The organism is Streptomyces sp. NPDC107498 (assembly GCF_055582805.1).
This window is the reverse complement of record NZ_JBVJPE010000015.1, coordinates 1-19,842: the sequence shown is the minus strand read 5'-3', so window position 1 is coordinate 19,842 and position 19,842 is coordinate 1. Positions and strand designations below refer to the sequence as shown.

The following is a 19,842-nucleotide window of genomic DNA, read 5'->3' as shown; positions in this document are numbered from 1 at the left end:
GCGGTGCGGGCCCGGGCGAAGGGCCCCCGCGGGCGGCGTCGCGCCCACCCGTTCCGCCCTTGCGGGACACGGGCCCGCGACGGGGCGGACCGCTTGCCCACAACCGGTCACCACTCGAAGCGCTAGGTGGCCGTCTGTGGCCTCTGGAGCCCCTATCCGGATATGGGGAGTCGTCTCGCTCCCGCCCAGGGCGGCACATGCGCATTCAGGTACCGGCAAACCCCCATGACTGTCGGCGCTACCGGTAGACTGGGAGACAATCCCGCCACCCTGCGGAACATGTCGAACGACGCAGCCGCTCCCGTATGCCCGGAGAACGGCCTGTGCTGTGCCAGAAAGGGCGCTTCGTGGCCGATTCCGGCAACCCCAACGAGAACAACCAGTACACCGCCAGCAACATTCAGGTCCTCGAGGGCCTGGATGCGGTGCGCAAGCGCCCCGGCATGTACATCGGATCGACCGGCGAGCGCGGTCTGCACCACATGGTGCAGGAGGTCGTCGACAACTCGGTCGACGAAGCCCTGGCCGGCCACGCCGACACCATCGACGTGACGATCCTGGCCGACGGCGCCGTGCGCGTCGTCGACAACGGTCGTGGCATCCCCGTGGGCATCGTGGCCTCCGAGGGCAAGCCGGCCGTCGAGGTCGTCCTGACCGTGCTCCACGCGGGCGGCAAGTTCGGCGGTGGCGGCTACGCCGTCTCCGGCGGTCTGCACGGTGTCGGCGTGTCCGTCGTGAACGCCCTGTCCACGAAGGTCTCCGTCGAGATCAGGACGGACGGCCACCGCTGGACGCAGGACTACAAGATGGGCGCTCCGACCGCGCCCCTGGCGCAGCACGAGGCGACCGACGAGACGGGCACCTCGGTCACCTTCTGGGCCGACCCGGACATCTTCGAGACGACCGAGTACTCCTTCGAGACGCTCTCGCGCCGCTTCCAGGAGATGGCCTTCCTCAACAAGGGCCTGACGATCACGCTCACCGACGAGCGCGAGTCCGCGAAGGCGACCGTCGGCGCCGACGACCCGGACGCCGAGGCCGCCGCCGAGCCGTCCGCGCGCACGGTCAGGTACCACTACGAGGGCGGCATCGTCGACTTCGTGAAGTACCTCAACTCGCGCAAGGGCGAGCTGATCCACCCCACCGTGATCGACCTCGACGCCGAGGACAAGGACAAGAGCCTGTCCCTCGAGGTCGCGATGCAGTGGAACAGCGGCTACAGCGAGGGCGTGTACTCCTTCGCCAACATCATCCACACCCACGAGGGCGGCACGCACGAGGAGGGCTTCCGCGCGGCGCTGACCTCGCTGATCAACAAGTACGCGCGCGACAAGAAGCTGCTCCGCGAGAAGGACGACAACCTCACGGGCGACGACATCCGCGAGGGTCTGACGGCGATCATCTCGGTCAAGCTGAGCGAGCCGCAGTTCGAGGGCCAGACCAAGACCAAGCTGGGCAACACGGAGGTCAAGACCTTCGTCCAGAAGGCGGTCTACGAGCACCTCAACGACTGGCTGGACCGCAACCCGATCGAGGCCGCGGACATCATCCGCAAGTCGATCCAGGCCGCCACCGCGCGCGTGGCCGCGCGCAAGGCGCGCGACCTGACCCGCCGCAAGGGCCTCCTGGAGTCGGCGTCGCTGCCGGGCAAGCTGTCCGACTGCCAGTCGAACGACCCGTCCAAGTGCGAGATCTTCATCGTCGAGGGCGACTCCGCCGGCGGCTCGGCCAAGTCCGGCCGCAACCCGATGTACCAGGCCATCCTGCCGATCCGCGGCAAGATCCTGAACGTCGAGAAGGCCCGGATCGACAAGATCCTGCAGAACACCGAGGTCCAGGCGCTGATCTCCGCCTTCGGCACCGGTGTGCACGAGGACTTCGACATCGAGAAGCTCCGCTATCACAAGATCATCCTGATGGCGGACGCCGACGTCGACGGCCAGCACATCAACACCCTGCTGCTGACCTTCCTCTTCCGCTTCATGCGGCCGCTGGTCGAGGCCGGGCACGTCTACCTCTCCCGCCCGCCGCTCTACAAGATCAAGTGGGGCCGGGACGACTTCGAGTACGCGTACTCGGACCGGGAGCGGGACGCGCTCGTCGAGCTGGGCAAGCAGAACGGCAAGCGGATCCGCGAGGACTCGATCCAGCGCTTCAAGGGTCTCGGCGAGATGAACGCCGAGGAGCTGCGGGTCACCACCATGGACGTCGAGCACCGCGTGCTCGGCCAGGTCACCCTGGACGACGCCGCCCAGGCGGACGACCTGTTCTCGGTGCTGATGGGCGAGGACGTCGAGGCACGGCGCTCGTTCATCCAGCGCAACGCCAAGGACGTTCGCTTCCTCGACATCTGAGTCGGTCTCAGCTGACCGTACGAAAGGACTGACGACCAGCAATGGCCGACGAAAACACCTCCGGCACCACCGAAGAGCAGGAGCCCGTGCTGCGGATCGAGCCCGTCGGGCTCGAGACCGAGATGCAGCGCTCGTACCTCGACTACGCGATGTCCGTCATCGTGTCCCGCGCGCTGCCCGACGTACGGGACGGCCTCAAGCCCGTGCACCGGCGCGTGCTGTACGCGATGTACGACGGCGGCTACCGGCCCGAGAAGGGCTTCTACAAGTGCGCCCGCGTCGTCGGCGACGTCATGGGCACGTACCACCCGCACGGCGACTCCTCGATCTACGACGCGCTCGTCCGCCTCGCCCAGCCCTGGTCGATGCGCCTGCCGCTCGTCGACTCCAACGGCAACTTCGGCTCCCCGGGCAACGACCCGGCCGCCGCCATGCGCTACACCGAGTGCAAGATGGCGCCGCTGTCGATGGAGATGCTCCGCGACATCGACGAGGAGACCGTCGACTTCACGGACAACTACGACGGCCGCAACCAGGAGCCGACGGTCCTCCCGGCCCGGTTCCCGAACCTGCTGGTCAACGGCTCCGCCGGCATCGCCGTCGGCATGGCCACCAACATCCCGCCGCACAACCTGCGCGAGGTCGCGGCCGGCGCCCAGTGGGCCCTGGAGCACCCTGAGGCCACCCACGAGGAGCTCCTCGACGCGCTGATCGAGCGGATCAAGGGCCCGGACTTCCCCACCGGCGCGCTCGTCGTGGGCCGCAAGGGCATCGAGGAGGCGTACCGCACCGGCCGCGGCTCGATCACGATGCGCGCGGTCGTCGAGGTCGAGGAGATCCAGAACCGCCAGTGCCTGGTGGTCACGGAGCTGCCCTACCAGACCAACCCGGACAACCTCGCGCAGAAGATCGCCGACCTGGTGAAGGACGGCAAGATCGGCGGCATCGCCGACGTCCGCGACGAGACCTCGTCCCGCACCGGCCAGCGCCTGGTGATCGTGCTCAAGCGCGACGCCGTCGCCAAGGTCGTCCTCAACAACCTGTACAAGCACACCGACCTCCAGTCGAACTTCGGCGCGAACATGCTGGCGCTCGTCGACGGCGTGCCGCGCACCCTGTCGCTCGACGCGTTCATCCGCCACTGGGTGACGCACCAGATCGAGGTCATCGTCCGCCGGACCAGGTTCCGGCTGCGCAAGGCCGAGGAGCGCGCCCACATCCTGCGCGGCCTGCTCAAGGCCCTGGACGCGATCGACGAGGTCATCGCGCTCATCCGCCGCAGCGACACGGTCGAGGTCGCCCGCACGGGCCTGATGGACCTGCTCTCGATCGACGAGATCCAGGCCAACGCGATCCTGGAGATGCAGCTCCGCCGGCTCGCCGCCCTGGAGCGCCAGAAGATCGTCGCCGAGCACGACGACCTCCAGGCGAAGATCGACGAGTACAACGGGATCCTGGCCTCGCCGGAGAAGCAGCGCGCGATCGTCAGCGAGGAACTGGCCGCGCTCGTCGACAGGTTCGGCGACGACCGCCGCTCCAAGCTGGTGCCCTTCGACGGTGACATGTCCATCGAGGACCTGATCGCCGAGGAGGACATCGTCGTCACCATCACGCGCGGCGGCTACGTGAAGCGGACGAAGACCGAGGACTACCGCTCGCAGAAGCGCGGCGGCAAGGGCGTGCGCGGCACGAAGCTGAAGCAGGACGACATCGTCGACCACTTCTTCGTCTCCACCACCCACCACTGGCTGCTCTTCTTCACCAACAAGGGCCGGGTCTACCGGGTCAAGGCGTACGAGCTGCCGGACGCCGGCCGCGACGCGCGCGGCCAGCACGTGGCCAACCTGCTGGCCTTCCAGCCGGACGAGCAGATCGCCCAGATCCTGGCGATCCGCGACTACGAGGCCGCGCCGTACCTGGTGCTCGGCACCAAGGCCGGCCTGGTGAAGAAGACCGCGCTGAAGGACTACGACTCGCCCCGCTCGGGCGGCGTCATCGCGATCAACCTGCGGGAGCGCGAGGACGGCAGCGACGACGAGCTGATCGGCGCCGAGCTGGTCTCCTCCGACGACGATCTGCTGCTCATCTCGAAGAAGGCGCAGTCGATCCGCTTCACCGCCACGGACGACGCGCTGCGCCCGATGGGCCGCGCCACCTCGGGCGTCAAGGGGATGAGTTTCCGCGAGGACGACGAGCTTCTCTCGATGAATGTCGTCCGGCCCGGTACTTTCGTCTTCACCGCGACCGACGGCGGGTACGCGAAGCGCACCCCCGTCGACGAGTACCGCGTCCAGGGCCGTGGCGGCCTCGGTATCAAGGCCGCCAAGATCGTGGAGGACCGCGGCTCGCTCGTGGGCGCGCTGGTGGTCGAGGAGACGGACGAGATCCTCGCCATCACGCTGTCCGGCGGTGTGATTCGTACGCGAGTCAATGAAGTCAGGGAGACCGGCCGTGACACCATGGGCGTCCAGCTGATCAACCTGGGCAAGCGCGATGCCGTCGTCGGCATCGCACGGAACGCCGAGGCCGGTGGCGACGACGAGGACGTCGACGATGCCGAGGACGCCGTCGAGGCGGCCGAGGTCGAGGCGGTCGGGGGCACGGAGCCCTCGACCGGGGAGCACGAGGAGTAGAGCGTGAGTGGAGCCACGGGCGCCGGATCGGCGGCTGCCGGAGCTTCTGCTGGTGCTGGAGCGAACGGTGCCCGTGGTTCCGCCACGGACTCCCAGGGGGTTGCGGTGACGGACACTCGGGGGCAGCAGCCCTCGTACGAGAGCTACAACGGGCCGCTGCCCGGCGAGCGCCCCCAGGGGCAGCCGAGCGGGCCCTACCACCCGCCGCAGGCGTACGGCACTCCTGCGGGCGGCACGCCCGTGGGCGGTACGCAGGGCGGGCAGACCGGGGCCGTGCGCCGGCCGCGGACCGGGGCGCGCACGACGCCCAGGACGCGCAAGGCGCGGCTGCGGGTGGCCAAGGCCGACCCGTGGTCGGTCATGAAGGTGAGCTTCCTGCTCTCCATCGCGCTGGGCGTCTGCACGGTCGTGGCCGCCGCGGTGCTGTGGATGGTCATGGACGCCATGGGCGTCTTCTCGACGGTCGGCGGCACGATCAGCGAGGCCACGGGCTCGAACGAGTCCAACGGCTTCGACCTGCAGTCGTTCCTGTCGCTGCCGCGGGTCCTGATGTTCACCTCGGTGATCGCCGTGATCGACGTGGTGCTGATGACCGCCCTCGCGACGCTGGGCGCCTTCATCTACAACCTGTCGGCCGGCTTCGTGGGCGGTGTGGAGCTCACGCTGGCGGAGGACGAGTAGTCCGCGTGGGGCCGGTCCCGGCATCGATTTTGGGACTGGCCCCCACGTGCGCTAATGTTCAGGAGTCAGCGCGCGGGACACACACCGCAAAGCGCGGCGGGGCTATAGCTCAGTTGGTTAGAGCGCATCCCTGATAAGGATGAGGCCACAGGTTCAAATCCTGTTAGCCCCACAGATCGGATCGACCCGGATGGTACTCCATCCGGGTCGATCCGTTTGTGTGAGGTTTGAAGCCCGTACAGGTCACCGATCGGTATCGGTCGATGTGTAGAGTGGGCGTCAGAAGTCTCCTACGTCAACGAAAGACGAGGTCGCGCGGTGAAGAAGCTTCTCCTGGTCGCACTGGCCGCCATCGGCGGGCTCCTCGTGTACCGCCAGATCCAGGCGGATCGCGCCGAGCAGGACCTGTGGACGGAGGCGACCGACTCCGTGCCCGCAGGTTCCGGTGTCTGAGAGACACACACTCTGTGGGTGAAGCCCCGGCCGCGCGAGCGGACCGGGGCTTCACTGTGTCGCGGCACCTTCCGGGAACGGCCCCTTCCGGGATTCGCCGGCGCGAATCATGCGCGTGCTCCGGCGAACTCGCCGTCCGGCGGCCCGGTGAAAGGCAGGATGGACCGGCACCGCAGGGCGGGAACGGACGGGGGAGACGCGTGAGCACGCAGGCCGGGAGGCGCACCGGGATCGGCCGGAGGGCGGGAGCCCTGATCGCGGCGGTCGCGGCGGTGGGCGCGATGACGTCCGCGCCCGCCCGGGCCCGGGCCGCCGAGGCCCCGCCCGCCGAGGGCGCCGGGGGGACGGCCGCGCCGCCGTACGCCTTCGACGGCTCGGCCCAGCGGATCCGGGGCGCCGCCTCCAGCCTCGACGCGACGACCCTGCGGACCGGCCGGACGTACCGCGACACCCTGGAGAAGGACGGCAAGGTCTCCTACCGGGTCGACCTCGACACGAAGCGGAACGCGTACGTCTCCGTCGTCGCCGTCCCCGAGCCCGGCGGCAAGGTCGAGTACGGCGACGGCTTCGAGGTCGGCATCCAGGACAACTCCGGCGCCGACTGCGGCTCCCAGCAGGTGCGCTTCGGCCCGGGGCAGTACGCCCGGCCGCTCGCCGCCTACGCCCGCCGGATCGTCGACCCGGACTCCTCCGGCTGCCAGGAGCAGGGCGCCCACTACGTGGTCGTCGAGCGCGAATCGGCGGCGACCTCCGCCCCGGACGACTGGGAGCTGGAGATCCGGTACGTCACCGAGCCCCTCCTCGAGCGGGCCGGTCCCACCGCCCTGCCCGAAGCCTGGCCGTCGGGCACCCCCGCGCCGCCGGCCGGAGGGCAGCGGAAGCGGCAGGGCGGCGCCGGGTTCCACGAGGCCGTCGCACTGCGGGAGGGCGAGTGGCGGGCCGACATCCGGCCCGGCCAGACCCTCTTCTACCGGGTGCCCGTGGACTGGGGGCAGCAGCTCTTCGCCGGCGCCGAACTGGGCAGCGGCACCGAGGGGGAATCCGTGGGCAACGCGCTCGCCCTCTCGCTCGACAACCCGGCCCTCGGCTTCGTCACCATGGACACGGTCCGCTACGACGGGAAGCCCGCGACGCTGGCGCTCGACCCGCTGCGGCCGGTCGCCCACGAGAACCGCACCTCGTACCAGGAGGCCACCAGCGGCATGCGGTTCGCCGGCTGGTACTACCTGTCGGCGACGCTGAGCCCGGAGGTCGCCGCCGAGTACGGCGACGAGCCGGTGCCGCTGACGCTCCGGGTGAACGTCGAGGGCAGCCCGAGGCAGGCTCCCCCGTACGACGCGGACCCCGGGATCTTCTCGGTGACGGCGGACGACCGGGAGGCCGCGGCGAACGGCGCCACCGGGGCCTCGACCGCGACGGACGGCACGATGGCGATCGTCGCGACGGCCGGCATCGGCACCGGGACCGTGCTGCTCCTCGGACTCGGGGCCTGGACCCTGCTGGCCCGGCGGCGGGCCTGAGGCCTCAGAGCCGCGACAGGGCCCAGAAGCCGACCGCGAGGCACACCAGCGCGACCAGGAGCACCGGGACCGCCACCTTCGGGGGCGGTCCCGGCCGGCGCACGGGGGAGAGCGGCGCGGGAGCCCGGGCGGGGAGCGGGCCGTGCGGGGGGTGAGGGGCGTACGGGGGAGCAGGAGCCCGTCCGTACGGCGCCGCCGCCGGGGCGGGCGCCTGCGCGAAGGACGGGGCCGGGTGCGGGACCGGGGGCGGGACCGGCGGAGGCAGGTGGAAGCTGCCGGTCTCGGAGGGGCCGGGCAGCATCGGGGCCGCCTGGGCCGTCAGGGCCGCTGGGGCCGTCAGGGCCGCTGGGGTCGTCTGGGCCGCCGGGGCGTGGGCGGCGGGGGGTGTGGTGGTGGCGGGGTGCGCGGGTTCCGCGGGCTGCCCCGCGGGGCGTGTGGGGCTTGTGGGGCCGGTGGGGTGGGCGGAGCCCGTGAGGTTTGCGGGGTTTGCTGAACCTGTGGGGCCTGCGGAGCCCATGAGGTCTGCGGGAACCGCGGAGCCTGCGGGGGCCGTGGGGCCTTCCGGGCCGAAGCCGGCCGGGAGGGGGCCGAGTCGGTCGGGGATCTCCACCGGCTCCTCCGGCTCCTCGCCGGGGCCGGGCCCGGGCAGCATCTCCGCGGCGGCGCTCAGCGCCTTGCGCGCTCCCGTGGCCGTCCGGAACCGCGCCTGTGGATCGGGCTGGAGCAGCCCGGCGAGCACCTGCCACAACGGCTCCGGGACGCCCTCGGGAGCGCCCGGGGTGCCGTGCGCGAGGAAGTGCTCGACCAGCGCCCGGGAGTCCGGCCTGCGGCCCTTGAGCAGACAGAGCGCGACCAGTCCGACGGCGAAGAGGTCGGCGGTGACGTCCGGCTCGGCGCCGAGGAGCTGCTCGGGCGCGAAGTAACCGGGCGTCCCCACCACGTGGTCGGTCTCGGTGAGGCGGGGTTCGCCCTTGCGCATGGAGATGCCGAAGTCGGACAGCCGCAGGTGCGGCCGCCCGGTGCCGGTGACCTCCATGAGGATGTTGGCGGGCTTGATGTCCCGGTGCACGACCCCCTCGGCGTGCACCGCGGCCAGGCCCGAGAGCAGCTGGTCGAGCAGGGTGCAGACGAAACGGGGCGGCAGCGGCCCGCGGTCCCTGACGACATGGGCCAGCGAGCCGCCGGCCACCAGGTCCATGGTGAAGAGGACCTTGTCGTCGTCGGCGGCCCAGCTGGCCGGGGCGAGGACGTGCGGATGGTCGATCCGCAGCGCCTGCTCACGGACGAAGCGGAGCAGCGTGTGCGCGTCGCTCTGCAGGAGCACCTTGGCCGCCACGTAGCGGCGGCGCCGGTGGTCCCAGGCACGCCACACGGCGCCCGCCCCGCCGCGTCCGATCGGGTCGACCAGCTCGTACCGACCAGCGAAGACCTCACCCATCGCGCTGCGCCCGCTCCCCGTGTGCGTCGGCCCCGCGGTGCCGGCCGTCCGCCGGGCCCGCGTCAGTTCTGGTGCGACTCGTAGTGGGCGACCGCGTCGGCGGTGCGCCCGGCGCCGTACACCCGGAGGAACTCTGCCAGTTCCGGGTGGGCCGGGGCGAGCGAGTCGGCGGCGTCGAGGATGTCGCCGGCGGCCGCCACGGAGCGCAACAGGGACTGGATCTCGCGGACCACGCGGCGCACGGTCGGCCCGCCCGAGGCGGTGCTCGGCTGGGCCGTGCCGGTGAGGACGGAGCCGCCCTGCGACTTCTTGACCTCGTCCATCCGGTCGGTGGCCTCGGCGGCGCTGACGCTGCCGTCGGCGACCTGGACGGCGAGTTCCTGGAGTGCCTGGACGCGCTGGACGACGGCCGGATTGCCGATCTTGGCCCGCTGGCCGCTCATCAGCTGGGACAGCATGGGCGCGGAGAGCCCGAGCACGGCCGCGAGCCTGGCCTGGTTGAGCCCGAGGTCGTCGATCAGGCGACGGAAGAGCGCCCCCAGCGGCTCTCCGTACCAACTGCGCTGAAGCTCTCTGGCTCTTGCCGTGGCTTCCTGCTGCGCTGCGTCCATTGCTTCTCCCCATCCCTTGGTTCGCCACTGCGAACCCCGGTCAGCATCTTACGGAGCGTGGTCGCCCACCGGGAGTCCCAATCCTTTTGCCGGACATGGGGGGTGACCCGGTACGCTGTCCTCGTTCCGGGGCCTTAGCTCAGTTGGTAGAGCGCTGTCTTTGCATGGCAGATGTCAGGGGTTCGACTCCCCTAGGCTCCACTCGGACAGACCCCCTCGGCCTGCGACAGCGCAGGCCGAGGGGGTCTTTCGCGTTCCATGAGGGGGCCGGGGGGCGGGGAGGCGGCCCCGGGGCCGGACGTCGTGGCGCTGGGTGACCGGGCGGCACGGGGCCGTACGGGTGGTGTTCATCGGAAGAACTGCGCGGCGACGGCGTCGGTCCCCGCAAATCGGGACCGCATCAACATCATGAGAAAGGTATGTAAAGCGCGCAACCCGAAATGAACCATCCGGGAACGTCACGAAAGTGAGGGACCATGGCCACCGCCAAGGTCAAGCAGTTCTGGACCGCCTTCATCTCCGTCCTCTTCGCCCTCCTCGCCTCCGTCGGCCTGGCGAACACCGCCGCCGCGGCCGGGCAGCCCGCCGTCCAGCAGCCCGAGGAGCCGGCCGCCCCCGTCGCCGTTCCCGCCGCCGCCGCTCCGGAGCGCGCGCTCGCCTCCGTACCGGCGCAGCGGGCGCGCCGGTGGCCGCTCGCCGGGGACCGCTCCCTGCCGCCCACCATCAAGCAGCGCATCGCCGCCGAGGCCCATGGTTCCTCCCCCTCCGCGCGGCAGCGGTCCTCGTCGACCGCCGGGGTCGAGACCGACCCGGCCGCGCTGACGGAGCTCGCGCTCGCCGCGGCGTAAGGCGTGGAGAGCCACGACGCGTACTCCCCCCCACCCCACCCGCGGGACCCCGCGGAACGACCGCGGCGGGCCCGGCGAGACCACGGCAGGACCAGCGGAATCCCCCGTACGGCCCAGCAGGACCACGTGCAGGCCCGACAGGGCCCGGAGCAGGATCACGTACGGGCCCCGGCAGGGCCCGGAGCAGGACCACGTACGGCCCGGCAGGGCCCGGAGCAGGACCACGTACGGGCCCCGGCAGGGCCTGGCAGAACCCGAGCAGGAACTGGCAGTGCCCCATCAGGACCCCGGCAGTACCCGAGCAGGACCAGGCAGGACCTCGTAACGACCCGGCAGGGACCCGGTAGGGCCCCGGCAGGAGCGGTGGTCGGTCAGCGGCGCTCGTCGCGTTCGGCGGCCTCCGCGGCGGCCGCGGCATCCGCCTCGGTCTCCACCTCCGCGTCGAGGGGAGCCCCACCGCCGTCCTCGGGCGGCAGCGAGGAGCCCTCGTCCATCTCGGTGGGAGCGGGAGGCTCGACCAGCCAGTCGGGATTGGCCTGCTTGTCCCACCACTTCCAGGCGGCGAACACGCCGCCGACCACCACGCCGAGGACGACGAATCCCTTGGCGACGCGTCCGGCCCTGGCCCGACGCTCGTGCTTCTTGACGATCTTCTGGATTTCCTTCGGCGTCACCTGACCGCGCAGCGCGGCCCAGGCGGCGGTGGAACGCGCCCCGGCCTCCTCTAGAGCGGGACCGGTCGCGGCGACCGCGCTCTCGACGCGCGGAACGGTGTAGTCGGCCGCCTGACGGGCGGCCCGGCGGGTCTTGACCGCCGCACGGTGTGCGGCCGCGTCGACCCGCGGCGGTACGCGTGGTGCGACGTACGAGTCGTACTGCACGCGAGCCTGCGTACGGGCCTGCTGAGCGGCCTTCGAGAGCTTCGGCGCGAGCATCGCCCGCGCCTCGTGCGCGTAGAGTGCGGCCTGGTCCTTGGCCGTGCCGGCGTAGGGCGCCACCACTTCCGCGGCGTGCAGGACGCTCTCCTTCGCCGAACCTGTCGCGGAGCGCACGCTGTCCATGCGGGTCACGGGATTCCTCCTCCTCGGTGGCGATGTCGGGTTTTCGCCTTTCCATCCTTTTCGGAATCATGCCCGCCGAAGCGAGCTCCGGCATGTGGGGCTGGCATCCGGGGCATGCGAGGATCGGACGTGCCGGAGACAGACGCGGCATGATCCGAGACGACGTGGACGGAAGGCGACCGTGGCCGAGCAGCTGTACGCGATCCTCAGGACGAGCCTGGGGGACATCGAGGTGCGGCTGATGCCGTTCCACGCCCCGAAGACGGTCCGGAACTTCGTCGAACTCGCCTCCGGGGAGCGCGAGTGGACGCACCCCGCCACCGGCAAGGTCTCCTCGGACCCGCTCTACGACGGAACGGTCTTCCACCGGGTCATCAAGGGGTTCATGATCCAGGGCGGCGACCCGCTGGGGAACGGCACGGGCGGACCGGGCTACGAGTTCGCCGACGAGTTCCACCCTGAGCTCTTCTTCGACCGTCCCTACCTGCTGGCCATGGCCAACGCCGGCCCGGCCACCAACGGCTCGCAGTTCTTCGTCACCGTCGGCCCGGCGACCTGGCTGAACCGCAAGCACACCATCTTCGGCGAGGTCGTGGACAAGGAGAGCCGGAAGGTCGTGGACGCCATCGCGACCACCGCGGCCGACCCGCACACCGACCGCCCGCTCCAGGACGTGGTCGTCGAGTCCGTGGTGATCGAGAAGCGCTGAGGCGGAAGGGACGGGACCTCCCATGGACACGCAGCCCGGTCCGCTGCGCTGCTACCGCCACCCGGAGGCCGAGACCGGCATCCGCTGCGCCCGCTGCGAGAGGCCCATCTGCACGCGGTGCATGATCTCCGCCTCCGTCGGCTTCCAGTGCCCCGGGTGCGTGCGGGACGGTTCGGGGACGGGGCACGCCGCCGACGCCAACCAGCCCCGGACGCTCGCCGGTGGTCGGGTGACGACGGACGAGCGTTTCGTCACCAAGATCCTCGTCGCGATCAACCTGGCGCTGTTCATCGCCGTCCAGGCGGTGGGCGACCGGCTCGTCGACGACCTGGCGCTCATCGGCGGCGCGTACCTGCCGGGCGGTGAGCTGGTCGGGGTCTCGGACGGCGAGTGGTACCGCCTGCTGACCTCCGCCTTCCTCCACCAGGAGATCCCGCACTTCCTCTTCAACATGCTGGGCCTGTGGGTGATCGGCGGGATCGTCGAACCCGAGCTCGGGCGGATCCGGTACGCGGCCCTCTGTCTGCTCGCCGGGCTCTCCGGCTCCGCGCTCGCCTATCTGCTCTCCCCGCAGAACCAGTTCTCGTTGGGTGCCTCCGGCATCGTCTACGGCCTGATCGGCGCCTGGGCCGTGCTGGCCCGGCGTCGGCGGCAGGACATGCGGCCGGTGGTCCTCTTCGTGGCGCTGTCGCTGCTCATCACGTTCACCCGTCCGGGGATCTCGTGGCAGGCGCACGTCGGCGGTCTGGTGGCCGGGGCCCTGGTCGCGTACGCGATGGTGCACGCGCCGCGGGCCCGCCGGGACCTCGTGCAGTACGGGGCCTGTGCGCTGGTGCTCCTGATCGATCTGGGGATCGTGCTCGCCCGTTCGGCAGCGCTCACCTGAGCGTGCACACCTGTGGAAGAGCTCTTCTGTGAGCTTTCCCCAGAGTTATCCACAGTGTGTGGCGAGTCCTGTCCGCTGCGTGGGGAAAGACAGCGCCCCCCGCCTCTGACCTGGTGTTTCCCCAGGGAGGCGAGGGGCGCTGTGGATAACCTCGGGGGGTGATTCCGGTCATACCGGCGTCAACCTCATGCTGAGTTATCCACAGATCTTCGTAAGTTATCCAGTGCTGTGCACAACTCTGTGGATAAGCTCGGGGGAGAACTTGACGAGCGACCGGTGTGACCGCTAGGTCACCCGGTCCGTCCTCGCTCGGTCCCCTACTTCCACTGCGTGGAGACGCCGAAGCCGGCCGCGATGAAGCCGAAGCCCACCACGATGTTCCAGTTCCGGATCGACTCGACCGGCATGGAACCGTCGGTGACGTAGAAGACCACGATCCACACCAGCCCGATGGCGAACAGCGCCAGCATCACGGGCGCCACCCAGCTGCGGTTGGTCAGCTTGATGCTGGTGGCCTTGACGGGCGGAGGCGTGAAGTCGGCCTTCTTGCGGATCCGTGACTTCGGCACGAGGGACTCTCCTGTCGATGCGCTGCGTGACCGCGCAGGGAACTGTGGCTGGCGCCGGGATGTGACGAAGGAGGACGACTGCGTCCCCCAAGCGTCCGTTAGCGTAGTGGTTCCGCGGCACCGAAGGGGATCAGGGTACGTTGAGCAATTCCGCCGACACTCCCGAAGGGCCGGGCCGCACCACGAGGTGGCGCCCCGTCCGAGTGCTCACCCTTGCCGTCTTCGCCCTCGCCGGACTGATCTTCGTCACGAGCTTCAACACCGCCAAGGGCACCAATCTCCGGACGGACGCCTCGCTCCTGAGGCTCTCCGACCTCATCGAGGAACGCAGCCACAAGAACGCCGGCCTCGACGAGACCACCGCCGCCCTGCGCACCCAGGTCGACTCCCTCGCCGCCCGCGACGACGGCTCCACGCGCGCGGAGGACGAGAAGCTCGACGCGCTCGAGGCGAAGGCCGGGACCACCGAGGTCTCCGGCTCCGGCCTCACCGTCACCCTCGACGACGCCCCGCCGAACGCCCAGGCCGCCCCCGGCTACCCCGAACCGCAGGCCAACGACCTCGTCATCCACCAGCAGGACCTCCAGGCCGTCGTCAACGCCCTGTGGCACGGCGGCGCCGAAGGCATCCGGGTCATGGACCAGCGGCTCATCTCCACCAGCGCCGTGCGCTGCGTCGGCAACACCCTGATCCTCCAGGGCCGCGTCTACTCCCCGCCGTACAGGATCACCGCCGTCGGTGACCGGGGGAAGCTGACCAGGGCGCTCGCCGAGTCCCCCGCGCTCCAGAACTACCAGCTGTACGTCAAGGCGTACGGACTCGGCTGGAAGGTCGACGAGCACAGGAGGGTGACTCTTCCCGGGTACGCGGGCACAGTGGACCTCCACTACGCGAAGCCGGTGGGCTGACGCGTCGAGTGGTCGACCGGGGGGAGCCGGGGCCGTGACGGTACGACTGGTCGTACGGAGCCTCAGCGAGCTGTGCGTCACCGTCGGCGCCCTGGTCGTCCTCTTCGTCGCGTACCTCCTCTACTGGACCGGCGTCCAGGCCGACAGTGCCGGAGCCGCCCAGATCGACACCCTCCAACGGGAGTGGGCCGGCACACCCGTCGCCGCCGCGCCCGCCCCCGCGCGCGTGCCGGCGCCGTACGTCACCGGCAAGGGCTTCGCCGTCATGTACGTCCCCCGGCTCGGCCCCGACTGGAAGTGGCCCGTCCTCGAAGGCACCGGGCCCGACGTCCTGAAACGGGGCCTCGGCCACTACGCCCGCACCGCCCCGCTCGGAACCACCGGGAACTTCGCCGTGGCCGGCCACCGCCGGACCCACGGCGACCCCTTCAAGGACTTCCCGCGGCTGCGACCCGGCGACGCGATCGTCCTCACCGACGGCACGACCTGGTTCACCTACCGGATCGACCGCGGCCCCCACCGGACCGTCCCCGGCGACACCGCCGTCGTCGACCCCGTCCCCAGGAAGTCCGGCTTCGACGGACCCGGGCGCTACCTCACCCTCACCACCTGCGACCCCGAGTGGGGCAGCAGCCACCGGCTGATCGTCTGGGCGCACCTCGACGCCACCCGCCCGGTGACCGACGGTCGTCCACAGGCTTTGGGCAGCTGACCCCCCGCGGCCCGCTCGCCCCGTACTCTGGTCCCCGTAACGAACGGAAGGGGCGGTCGACGTCATGTACGGCTGGATCTGGCGGCATCTGCCGGGCAACGCGTGGGTACGGGCGCTGCTCTCGATCGTGCTGGTCCTCGCGGTCGTCTATGTCCTCTTCCAGTACGTGTTCCCCTGGGCGGAGCCTCTGCTTCCGTTCAACGATGTGACGGTGGACGGCCAGTGAGCGCGCGAATTCTCGTCGTCGACAACTACGACAGCTTCGTCTTCAACCTCGTTCAGTACCTCTACCAGCTCGGCGCCGAGTGCGAAGTCCTCCGCAACGACGAGGTCGAGCTGAGCCACGCCCAGGACGGCTTCGACGGCGTCCTGCTGTCCCCCGGACCCGGAGCGCCCGAGCAGGCCGGGGTCTGCGTCGACATGGTCCGGCACTGCGCCGACACCGGCGTGCCCGTCTTCGGCGTCTGCCTCGGCATGCAGTCGATGGCCGTGGCCTACGGCGGCGTCGTCGACCGCGCGCCCGAGCTGCTGCACGGCAAGACCTCGCTCGTCACGCACGAGGGCCGGGGCGTCTTCGCCGGTCTGCCCTCGCCGTTCACCGCGACCCGCTACCACTCGCTGGCCGCCGAGCCCGCCGCCCTGCCGGCCGAGCTCGAGGTCACGGCGCGGACCGAGGACGGCATCATCATGGGGCTGCGCCACCGCGAACTGCCCGTCGAGGGAGTGCAGTTCCACCCCGAGTCGGTCCTCACCGAGCACGGCCACCTGATGCTGGCCAACTGGCTGGAGCGGTGCGGCGACAAGGGGGCGGTCGGACGGTCGGCGGGGCTCGCTCCGGTGGTGGGCAAGGCCGTCGCGTGACGACGGGCTCGCCGTGGTTCCGGCCGTCCAACGGTCCGGAACCGGAGCCGATACCCGGGGACCCGTACCCGAACACCGAGCCGTACGCGCCGACCGGCGAGGGCTACGCGTCGGCCGCCGAGCCGTACGCGCCCGCGACCGAGCCGTACGCGCCCGCGGCCGAGCCGTACGTGCCGGTCGCCGAGCCGTACGCGCCCGCCGTCGAGCCGTACGTGCCGGTCGTCGAGCCGTACGCGTACGAGGAGCCGGTGCCCCGGGGCGCCGCCGTCCAAGGGGGCCCCTACGAGCCCTCGTACGGGCCGTACGAGGCGGAAGTGCCCCCGGTGGCCACGCCGGACGAGACGATGCCCCTGCGGGCCGTGGAGGAGCCCGCCGGACCGCCGCCCCCGGGGCCGGGACGGGCCGAGCGCCGGCGTGCCGCCAAGGGAGGCCGGGGCAGGAACCGGGGCGCCGCCCCCACGGCTCTGGCCCCGGCGTCGGCCGCCGCCGGAGGGCGCCCCCTCTCCCGCGTGGAGGCCCGACGGGCCGCCCGCGCCGCCAAGGAGAGCGTCGGCGTCGTCGCCAGTCGGCTCGTCGGAGAACTCTTCATCACCTTCGGCGTCGTCATGCTCCTCTTCGTCACCTACCAGCTGTGGTGGACGAACGTCCGGGCCGGCCAGGAGACCGACCGGGCCAAGGCCCAGATCGAGGACACCTGGGCCAAGGGCGGCGACGAGAAGCCCGAGGCCTTCGAGCCCGGCAAGGGCTTCGCCATCATGTACATCCCCAAGCTGGACGTCGTCGTCCCCATCGCCGAGGGCACCAGCAAGACCGACGTCCTCGACAAGGGCATGGTCGGCCACTACGGCGAGGGCAAGCTCAAGACGGCCATGCCCGCCGACAAGCAGGGCAACTTCGCGGTGGCCGGCCACCGCAACACCCACGGCGAGCCGTTCCGGTACATCAACCGGCTGAAGCCCGGGGACCCGATCGTCGTCGAGACGCAGAACGCGTACTACACGTACGAGATGACCGGCATCCTGCCGCAGACCTCGCCCTCGAACGTGTCGGTGATCGAACCCGTGCCGAAGCAGTCCGGCTTCAAGGGCCCCGGCCGGTACATCACGCTGACCACCTGCACACCGGAGTTCACCAGCACGTACCGCATGATCGTGTGGGGGAAGCTGGTCGACGAACGCCCGCGCAGCAAGGGGAAGCCGGAAGCGCTCGTAGGCTGAGACCCCACACCTCCGGACGGGACGACGGGACGACCTAGTGGCACGCGCGCGCAACCGGATCGCCGGGCTCATCAGCCTCTTCGGCGAACTCCTCATCACGGCGGGCCTGGTGCTCGGCCTCTTCGTCGTCTACTCCCTGTGGTGGACCAACGTCCTCGCCGACCGCGCCGCCGACAAGGACGGCGCCCAGGTCCGCGACCGGTGGGCCGACGGGCCCGGCGCACTGGACACCAAGGACGGCATCGGCTTCCTCCACGTACCCGCCATGCAGAACGGCGAGGTCCTGGTGAAGCAGGGCACCGGTACCGACGTCCTCAACCACGGCGTCGCCGGCTACTACACCGACCCGGTCGAGTCCGCGCTCCCGCAGGACGAGCAGGGCAACTTCACGCTCGCCGCCCACCGGGACGGGCACGGCGCCAAATTCCACAACATCCACAAGTTGAGGACCGGGGACGCGATCGTCTTCGAGACCAAGGACACCTGGTACGTCTACAAGGTCTACAAGACCCTGCCCGAGACCACGAAGTACAACGTGGACGTCCTCCAGCCCGTCCCGAAGGAATCCGGCAGGACCGAGCCCGGCCGCTACATCACGCTGACCACCTGCACCCCCATGTACACCTCGGACTACCGCTACGTCGTCTGGGGCGAACTGGAGCGCACCGAGAAGGTCGACCGCGACCGGACCCCTCCGGCGGAACTCCGCTGAAGCCGGGAAGGCCGAAGCCGGGACGGTGTCCCGGGGGACGGGAGAGCCCCGGCATCCGTACGGGATGCCGGGGCTCTCGTGCGTGCCGGGTGCGGGGGCGTCAGCCGAAGAAGCCGCCGCCGCCACCGCCGGGGTTGCCGTTGTTGTTGTCCCCGCCGCCACCGCCCAGCGTGTTCACGGTGATCGGCTGGTTCTTGTCGACCATGGAACCCTCCGGCGGGTTCGTGCCGAAGACCAGGGCGTCCTCCTTGTCCGAGCCCGCCTGGACGACCGTGAGACCCAGGCCCTGGAGGGTGTCCCGGACCTCCTTGAACTTCTTGCCGGTCAGGCCCGTGGGGATCTGGACCTGCGTCTGCTGCGGGCCCTTGGAGACCTTCAGCGTGATCTGGACGTCCTTCGGCTGGTTCGACGGGCCCTGCGGGGTCTGGTCGATGACCGTGCCCGCGGGCTCGTTGGAGTCGACGTCCTCCCTGGACACGTTCGTGAAGCCGATCGCGTTCAGCTGCTGGACGGCCTGGTCGTAGTTGCGGCCCTTGACGCCGGGGAGCTCCGACAGCTGCTTCTTCGCGACGGTGATCGTGATCTCGGAGTTCTTCTCCGCCTTGGTGTTGCCGTCCGGGTTCTGGCGCAGGACCGTGCCGGGGTCCTCCTCGGACTCCTCCTGCTCCACCTTGACCTTGAAGCCCTTGTCCTTGAGGCTCTGCTCGGCCCGCTCCTGGGACTGCTCCACGACGTCCGGGACCTCGACGAGCGGGGCACCCTCGGAGAGGAAGACCTGGATCGTGCCGTCGACGTCCATCTTCTCGATGTTGTCCGCGGCCGGCTCCTGGCGGCAGATCGTGTCCTTCGGCTGGTCGCAGCGCTCGGTGCCGGCCTGCTGGACCTTCACCTGCGCGTTGCGCGCGCGGTCCTGCGCGGCCTGCATGGTCTGGCCGACCAGCTGCGGGACGGTGACCTTCTGCGGCCCGTCCTTCTTGTCGAAGAGCGAGACGCCGATGAAGATCGCGCCGACGAGCACCAGGACGCCCGCGAGGGCCAGGAGGATCGTCGAGGTGTTCGACTTCTTCTGGCCGCCGCCGCGACGGCGGTCCGGACGGTCGTCGTAGCCGTAGCCGCCGTCGTCCGGGCTGACCGGCGGCAGCATCGACGTCTGGCCGGCCGGGTCGGCCTGGCGCAGCGCCGTGGTCGGCTGGTCCTCCGGCGGATAGCCGCCGTATCCCCCGCCGTACGCGGGCGCGCCCGCCATGCCCATCCCCATCGCGGCGGCGGCCGCGACCGGCTGGCCGTCGAGGCAGGCCTCGATGTCCGCGCGCATCTCGTCGGCGGACTGGTAGCGGTAGTCGGGGTCCTTGACCAGCGCCTTCAGGACGATGGCGTCCATCTCGGGCGTGATCTCGGGGTCGAAGTTGCTCGGCGGCTGCGGTTCCTCGCGGACGTGCTGGTACGCGACCGCGACCGGGGAGTCGCCGATGAACGGGGGACGGACGGTGAGCAGCTCGTAGAGGAGGCAGCCCGTGGAGTACAGGTCGGAGCGGGCGTCGACCTGCTCTCCCTTGGCCTGCTCCGGGGAGAGGTACTGGGCCGTGCCGATCACCGCGGCGGTCTGCGTCATGGTCATGCCCGCGTCGCCCATGGCGCGCGCGATGCCGAAGTCCATGACCTTGACCTG

19 protein-coding genes and 2 tRNA genes are annotated in these 19,842 nt (G+C 70.7%); 16 read left to right on the top strand and 5 right to left on the bottom strand.

Annotation, left to right across the window (positions count from 1 at the left end; genetic code table 11):
• The first annotated feature begins 323 nt into the window (after window positions 1–323).
• The 6 genes from gyrB to ACZ66Z_RS24615 all read left to right on the top strand — a co-directional run bounded on the left by gyrB (window position 324) and on the right by ACZ66Z_RS24615 (window position 7,641).
• Window positions 324–2,354: a DNA topoisomerase (ATP-hydrolyzing) subunit B gene (gene gyrB, locus ACZ66Z_RS24640; protein ID WP_469937365.1), complete on the top strand. Its 2,031-nt coding sequence runs from the start codon at window positions 324–326 to the stop codon at window positions 2,352–2,354.
• 41 nt (window positions 2,355–2,395) lie between these two features.
• Window positions 2,396–4,987, top strand: a complete 2,592-nt coding sequence (gene gyrA, locus ACZ66Z_RS24635) for a DNA gyrase subunit A (protein ID WP_469937363.1) — start codon at window positions 2,396–2,398, stop codon at window positions 4,985–4,987.
• A gap of 105 nt (window positions 4,988–5,092) precedes the next feature.
• The gene (locus ACZ66Z_RS24630) at window positions 5,093–5,668 is read left to right on the top strand and encodes a DUF3566 domain-containing protein (RefSeq protein ID WP_469937361.1); all 576 of its coding nucleotides are present in this window, start codon (window positions 5,093–5,095) and stop codon (window positions 5,666–5,668) included.
• Between the two features lie 98 nt (window positions 5,669–5,766).
• A tRNA-Ile gene (locus ACZ66Z_RS24625) sits at window positions 5,767–5,840 on the top strand.
• Between the two features lie 146 nt (window positions 5,841–5,986).
• Window positions 5,987–6,121 carry a DLW-39 family protein gene (locus ACZ66Z_RS24620; RefSeq protein WP_003958712.1) on the top strand — a complete coding sequence of 45 codons (135 nt, stop codon included), beginning with the start codon at window positions 5,987–5,989 and terminating at the stop codon, window positions 6,119–6,121.
• Window positions 6,122–6,321: 200 nt separating this feature from the next.
• Window positions 6,322–7,641 (top strand): hypothetical protein, encoded by a 1,320-nt coding sequence (locus ACZ66Z_RS24615; protein ID WP_469937359.1) that lies wholly within the window; start codon window positions 6,322–6,324, stop codon window positions 7,639–7,641.
• 4 nt (window positions 7,642–7,645) lie between these two features.
• Here the strand turns inward: ACZ66Z_RS24615 and ACZ66Z_RS24610 are convergent, their stop codons facing one another.
• Window positions 7,646–9,079 (bottom strand): serine/threonine-protein kinase, encoded by a 1,434-nt coding sequence (locus ACZ66Z_RS24610; RefSeq protein ID WP_469937357.1) that lies wholly within the window; start codon window positions 9,077–9,079, stop codon window positions 7,646–7,648.
• Window positions 9,080–9,141: 62 nt separating this feature from the next.
• The gene (locus ACZ66Z_RS24605; RefSeq protein WP_469937355.1) at window positions 9,142–9,690 is read right to left on the bottom strand and encodes a helix-turn-helix domain-containing protein; all 549 of its coding nucleotides are present in this window, start codon (window positions 9,688–9,690) and stop codon (window positions 9,142–9,144) included.
• 128 nt (window positions 9,691–9,818) lie between these two features.
• Between ACZ66Z_RS24605 and ACZ66Z_RS24600 the strand changes: the two genes are divergently transcribed.
• A tRNA-Ala gene (locus ACZ66Z_RS24600) sits at window positions 9,819–9,891 on the top strand.
• 275 nt (window positions 9,892–10,166) lie between these two features.
• Window positions 10,167–10,538, top strand: coding sequence for a DUF6344 domain-containing protein (locus ACZ66Z_RS24595; protein ID WP_469937353.1), 372 nt, complete (start codon window positions 10,167–10,169; stop codon window positions 10,536–10,538).
• A 371-nt stretch (window positions 10,539–10,909) separates the two neighbouring features.
• Here ACZ66Z_RS24595 and ACZ66Z_RS24590 read toward each other — a convergent pair whose 3' ends face one another.
• Entirely contained in the window at window positions 10,910–11,608 is a 699-nt protein-coding gene (locus ACZ66Z_RS24590; protein WP_469937351.1) for a DUF5324 family protein, read from the bottom strand.
• Window positions 11,609–11,780: 172 nt separating this feature from the next.
• Between ACZ66Z_RS24590 and ACZ66Z_RS24585 the strand changes: the two genes are divergently transcribed.
• Window positions 11,781–12,308, top strand: coding sequence for a peptidylprolyl isomerase (locus tag ACZ66Z_RS24585; protein WP_469937349.1), 528 nt, complete (start codon window positions 11,781–11,783; stop codon window positions 12,306–12,308).
• Window positions 12,309–12,330: 22 nt separating this feature from the next.
• A complete protein-coding gene (locus ACZ66Z_RS24580) occupies window positions 12,331–13,194 on the top strand; it encodes a rhomboid family intramembrane serine protease (RefSeq protein WP_469937347.1) in 864 nt (287 codons plus the stop codon).
• 317 nt (window positions 13,195–13,511) lie between these two features.
• Here the strand turns inward: ACZ66Z_RS24580 and crgA are convergent, their stop codons facing one another.
• Window positions 13,512–13,763: a cell division protein CrgA gene (gene crgA / locus ACZ66Z_RS24575; RefSeq protein ID WP_469937345.1), complete on the bottom strand. Its 252-nt coding sequence runs from the start codon at window positions 13,761–13,763 to the stop codon at window positions 13,512–13,514.
• A 140-nt stretch (window positions 13,764–13,903) separates the two neighbouring features.
• Between crgA and ACZ66Z_RS24570 the strand changes: the two genes are divergently transcribed.
• The 6 genes from ACZ66Z_RS24570 to ACZ66Z_RS24545 all read left to right on the top strand — a co-directional run bounded on the left by ACZ66Z_RS24570 (window position 13,904) and on the right by ACZ66Z_RS24545 (window position 18,173).
• Entirely contained in the window at window positions 13,904–14,671 is a 768-nt protein-coding gene (locus ACZ66Z_RS24570) for a DUF881 domain-containing protein (protein WP_469937343.1), read from the top strand.
• Between the two features lie 34 nt (window positions 14,672–14,705).
• Complete coding sequence (locus tag ACZ66Z_RS24565; RefSeq protein WP_469937342.1) at window positions 14,706–15,383, top strand: class E sortase; 678 nt, start codon at window positions 14,706–14,708, stop codon at window positions 15,381–15,383.
• A 64-nt stretch (window positions 15,384–15,447) separates the two neighbouring features.
• The gene (locus ACZ66Z_RS24560) at window positions 15,448–15,609 is read left to right on the top strand and encodes a hypothetical protein (protein WP_017240377.1); all 162 of its coding nucleotides are present in this window, start codon (window positions 15,448–15,450) and stop codon (window positions 15,607–15,609) included.
• The gene (locus ACZ66Z_RS24555; protein WP_469937341.1) at window positions 15,606–16,244 is read left to right on the top strand and encodes an aminodeoxychorismate/anthranilate synthase component II; all 639 of its coding nucleotides are present in this window, start codon (window positions 15,606–15,608) and stop codon (window positions 16,242–16,244) included. The genes ACZ66Z_RS24560 and ACZ66Z_RS24555 overlap by 4 nt, the downstream gene beginning before the upstream one ends.
• Window positions 16,241–17,461 carry a class E sortase gene (locus tag ACZ66Z_RS24550; protein WP_469937339.1) on the top strand — a complete coding sequence of 407 codons (1,221 nt, stop codon included), beginning with the start codon at window positions 16,241–16,243 and terminating at the stop codon, window positions 17,459–17,461. The genes ACZ66Z_RS24555 and ACZ66Z_RS24550 overlap by 4 nt, the downstream gene beginning before the upstream one ends.
• Before the next feature lie 37 nt (window positions 17,462–17,498).
• On the top strand, window positions 17,499–18,173 hold the full coding sequence (locus ACZ66Z_RS24545; protein WP_469937337.1) for a class E sortase: 675 nt from the start codon (window positions 17,499–17,501) through the stop codon (window positions 18,171–18,173).
• Between the two features lie 100 nt (window positions 18,174–18,273).
• On the opposite strand, the gene ACZ66Z_RS24540 is transcribed toward ACZ66Z_RS24545, so the two are convergent.
• The coding region (locus ACZ66Z_RS24540) for a Stk1 family PASTA domain-containing Ser/Thr kinase (RefSeq protein ID WP_469937335.1) at window positions 18,274–19,842 on the bottom strand (1,569 nt) is incomplete at its 5' end.